The sequence below is a fragment of the Thermoflexus sp. genome (genome assembly GCF_025055495.1).
Lineage (GTDB): Bacteria > Chloroflexota > Anaerolineae > Thermoflexales > Thermoflexaceae > Thermoflexus.
The window spans coordinates 1-4,195 of the sequence record NZ_JANWXB010000334.1 but is presented as its reverse complement, the minus strand read 5'-3'; the positions used below and the strand labels follow the sequence as shown (position 1 = coordinate 4,195).

At 62.9% G+C, this 4,195-nt stretch carries 4 protein-coding genes; 3 read left to right on the top strand and 1 reads right to left on the bottom strand.

The window, feature by feature from the left end; all coding sequences use genetic code 11:
* Positions 1–394: 394 nt before the first annotated feature.
* A complete protein-coding gene (locus tag NZM16_RS10665; RefSeq protein WP_295451227.1) occupies positions 395–733 on the bottom strand; it encodes a hypothetical protein in 339 nt (112 codons plus the stop codon).
* Between the two features lie 492 nt (positions 734–1,225).
* Between NZM16_RS10665 and npdG the strand changes: the two genes are divergently transcribed.
* From npdG to NZM16_RS10650, 3 genes are all read left to right on the top strand, one after another.
* Complete coding sequence (gene npdG / locus NZM16_RS10660; RefSeq protein WP_295451224.1) at positions 1,226–1,924, top strand: NADPH-dependent F420 reductase; 699 nt, start codon at positions 1,226–1,228, stop codon at positions 1,922–1,924.
* Between the two features lie 10 nt (positions 1,925–1,934).
* Positions 1,935–2,693, top strand: coding sequence for a coenzyme F420-0:L-glutamate ligase (gene cofE, locus NZM16_RS10655; RefSeq protein ID WP_295451221.1), 759 nt, complete (start codon positions 1,935–1,937; stop codon positions 2,691–2,693).
* 333 nt (positions 2,694–3,026) lie between these two features.
* A complete protein-coding gene (locus NZM16_RS10650) occupies positions 3,027–4,154 on the top strand; it encodes a CaiB/BaiF CoA-transferase family protein (protein ID WP_295480312.1) in 1,128 nt (375 codons plus the stop codon).
* Positions 4,155–4,195 lie beyond the last annotated feature (41 nt).

The window sequence follows — 4,195 nt, the reverse complement described above, 5'->3', positions numbered from 1 at the left end:
GTGCCACCCGCCCGTTGGGGGGATCGGGCCCCTTCCCATTCCTTATCAACCCACACCCCCCGCTGCTCGGGGGGTGGGTGTGTGGTTTTCGTATGGTTGGGTGGGATTGGGGTGGGGGCGACCCCCCCCGCCCCATTCCCTCCAACCCCTGCCCGCCCCCTGCCATTGGACCCAGCCAGCGGCACGCGTTCTGAACATGAGCCAACAATTTTTTCTCCTCTTTCTCCCTCTCCCCGTCGCCCAAGGGGCGGCAGGGAATAGAGAGAGTTTGGGGGGTGTGGGGCCGAAGGCCTTCGGCCCCATACCTCCACCCGCAAAATGTTTTGTCTCCACATATTCGTGGAGGGAATCTCCACCTTATCTCAACGGAGATCCATCCCGCGCGCCCTGGTTGTCAATTCGAGGAAAACAAAGGCATCTCCCCTCGCGCGAGATCCCACCAGAGATTGCGCGTGAGGATCTGCCGAAGAAGGGCTTCGCTCTCTTCATGACGCCGTTGCAATGCCTCCATTGCCGCCTCCAGCTGCGCCATGCGCTCTTCCAGCCGACGGCGGGCCGCCTCCAGCTCCGCCATCCGTTCCTCCAGGATCTGGAGGCGCATGGCGGAGATCAGCATCCAGCGGCGGATCGCCCGGAATGCTCCGACGAGCGTTTCCGCATCAATGGACTCCGGGTCGGATTCCAGGCGACGAAAGAAAGCCTCCAGATCTCCCAGATCTTTGTCCTGTGCCATACGGGCACCTCCTGTTTAGATTGTGGCTTCCAAAGCGCCTGAAACATTCCAGCCAGCCCGTGCGCAGCCTACCGCTGAAATGGAGCGATAGGTCGTTTCCGCCCGGTGGAAAGGCCTCTCCCCTTGCCCTTCCCCATAGCCGTTTAAGCCGTGGGGAGGGGAGAATTCAAGAATAAGGCCTTCCGTTTGATGTTCAACGATAGGTGTCCTGCCTTCCTAACAAACATTTAGGAGTTACGCAGTCGGGAGCCGGCTAAGCGAAGCGGGATGACCCCGGCCCTCAAAAGCCCCAGGGGATAAGGAACTGCGTAGCTCCTAAAATTATACTCGGTCTTTTCCCTGAGGGAATCCGGGCCGGATGTTCAAAGCGCTGGCAGTCGCTTCGCAAATCCTGATAGAGCTCACCGCACAAGTTTACATGTAAAATTTCCCCGTGGCTCCTCGGATCCCGGGGAAGCTGAACAACTTTCCACGCCAATGGAGGGGCGTTCGATGAATTCCCGTCCGTGTATTGCCGTTCTGGGAGGGACTGGAAAGGAGGGTTCTGGACTGGCGCTCCGCTGGGCCCGGGTGGGTTTCCCGATCGTGATTGGATCGCGGGATCCGGAGCGGGCTCGCCACACGGCGGAGCGCCTGCGTGGGACGGTTCCTGGGGCAGAGCTCATTGGCCTCTCGAACGCGGAGGCCGCGGCCCAGGGTGAGGTAGTGGTCGTCGCGGTTCCTTACGAAGGCCATGCATCGATCCTGCAGAGTCTTCGGGACATCCTTGCCCACAAGCTGATCATTGATGTGGTGGTCCCGCTGGATCCCAGCAATCCCCGCCGTTACGCTCCGCCGCCGGATGGCTCAGCGACCGCAGAGGCTCAACGGATCCTGGGCCCGGAAACCCCGGTGGTGGGAGCATTTCATAATATTTCTCATCTACACTTACACAACTTGGATGAGATCCCTGACTGTGATGTGCTGGTGGTAGGAGATCATCGAGAGGCCAAAGCGAGGGTCATCGCCCTGGCTGAAGCCATTGGATTCACTGCTTATGACGCGGGCCCCCTGGCGAACGCCTCCATCGTAGAAGGGCTCACCGCGGTGCTGATCGGACTCAACATCCGCTATAAAGGACATGGCGCAGGGATTCGGATTACAGGGATTTCGAAGCCGGCCTTCCCCACCCACAAAACAAAAGATCTTTGATCCGGGGACAATGAAACCGATCACGTTGTTTCCATTAGAAGGGCTGCCCATTATTCGGCCTGGGGATGATCTGGTCGCTCTGCTGGCGGAGGCGCTACGCCGCTGGGGGGGAGCGCAGGAGGGGGATGTGCTGGTGGTGGCCCAGAAGATCGTTTCGAAAGCCGAAGGTCGTTTCGTTCGTCTCTCCGAAGTGACCCCTTCGCCGCATGCGCTGGAGCTGGCCCGGATCACGGGTAAAGATCCCCGTTTGCTGGAGGTCATTCTCTGGGACACCGCCGTGGTGCTCCGAACGCGGCCGGGATTGATCATCGTCGAGCACCGCCTGGGGTTCATCTGCGCCAACGCGGGTGTGGATCGCTCCAACGTGGCCCCCGAAGGGGAGGAGATTGTGCTGCGCCTGCCAGAGGACCCTGATGGTTCCGCCCGTCGGATCCGGGAAGGGATCCGACAGCGGTTCGGCGTGGATGTCGGCGTGGTCATCGCCGATAGCCACGGCCGAGCGCACCGAAAGGGGGTGATCGGCGTGGCGATCGGGGTCAGCGGCCTCCCCGCGCTGGAAGACTGGCGAGGGCGTCCGGATCTCTTTGGCTACATCCTGCAGCACACCGAGGTCGCTCTGGGGGATCTGCTGGCCTCAGCAGCGACCCTGTTGATGGGCCAGGCGGCCGAAGGCATCCCCGCCGTGCTGATCCGGGGTGTTCCCTTCACCCCACGGGAAAGCTCCGCCCGCGAGCTTGTCCGGGAGCGCATGCATGATCTGTTCCGCTAACAACCTATAGCGCTTGTTCAAGGTTCTCCCGGGAGGGGCGGCACGCTGCCCCTCCTGCAGGATCCTTGCGCCATGTGTAACTTCAGGCGGAGAGTCCGATCCAAGCGCCTTCGGTGAGGAAAGCGGGCCAGGCCCCTCCCCCCTTCGGGAGGGCTCGGAAGTTGCACCTGGCGTTCCTTATTTTCCCCCGCGGCTCCGTGGACTGGGGGCGCAGGCAAGGTCGCCAGAGGCAGCCCATCCTGCTGGGGAAGGGGCCATTCCCACGGCATCCCCATCCGGCGGTCGTTGAGCACGGCCGTTTTCGTATAGGCTCTCACTCCAGGAGGGAGCCCCATGATTTTATCCGGGATCCGGGTGCTGGATCTCACCCGCCTGTTGCCGGGGCCTTTCGCCACGCAATGGCTGGTCGCGATGGGCGCGGAGGTCATCCGGGTGGAGCCCCCCACCGGAGGGGACTGGCTCCGGGAGATGCCCCCTTTCGTGGAGGGGCTGGGGGCGTGGTTTATTGCAGTGAATCGCGGCAAGAAAAGCGTAGCCATCGATCTGAAACAGCCCGAGGGCCGAGAACTCTTCCTCCGCCTGGTTCGATCCGCTGACGTGGTGGTGGAGGGCTTCCGGCCGGGAGTGATGGCCCGACTGGGCCTGGCTCCGGAGTTCCTCCTGAACCAGCAACCTCGTCTGGTCTATGCTTCCCTCACTGGCTATGGAAGGGGCAGCCGCTGGCGGGAACAGGCCGGGCATGATCTGAACTATCTGGCGCTGGCAGGCTTCCTGGGGCTCAGCGGACCGCGGGAGGGTCCTCCTGTTCCGCCCGCTGTGCCGGTCGCCGATTTTGGTGGGGCGATGGCGTTGCTGATCGCCGTGCTGGCCGGCCTCCTTCATCGCGAACGGACCGGCCAGGGGGTCATCCTGGACGCCTCCATCTTTGAAGTTGTGGTGACCTGGATGCAGCCTTTCTGGGGGGTCCATCGGGCGGGACTTCCGGCGGCCCGAGAGGGGATGCCGCTGAACGGCGCCTTGCCATGCTATCGGGTCTACGTCACAGCGGATGGGGGAGCTATGGCGCTGGCGGCTTTAGAGCCCGCTTTCTGGCAAGCGTTCTGCGAAGCGGTCGGACATCCGGAGTGGATCCCCCGCATCTTCGACCCGGCGCTGATCCCGGAGGTGGCAGCGCTGTTCCGGAGCCGGACCCGGCAGGAATGGGAAGCGCTCCGGGAGACGATCGATGCCTGCCTGGAACCGGTGCTGGAGCCGGAGGAAGCCATCCGGTCCCTAGCCGACCTCGCCCCTGCTTTCCAGGCGGAGCTTCCCGGCTTGCCATTTACGCTGGAGGGCCAGCGGCTCATCGCGATAGGCCCTCCTCCTCGCCTGGGGGAACACACGGTGGAGATCCTGAAGGGCGTCGGTGTCGAACCGATGGATCTGGAGGACTTGGCTCGCCGGGGCATTATACGAATGTAGGAGCTACATGGTTCGTTTCCTCCTGGGGCCTTTGGGGGCGG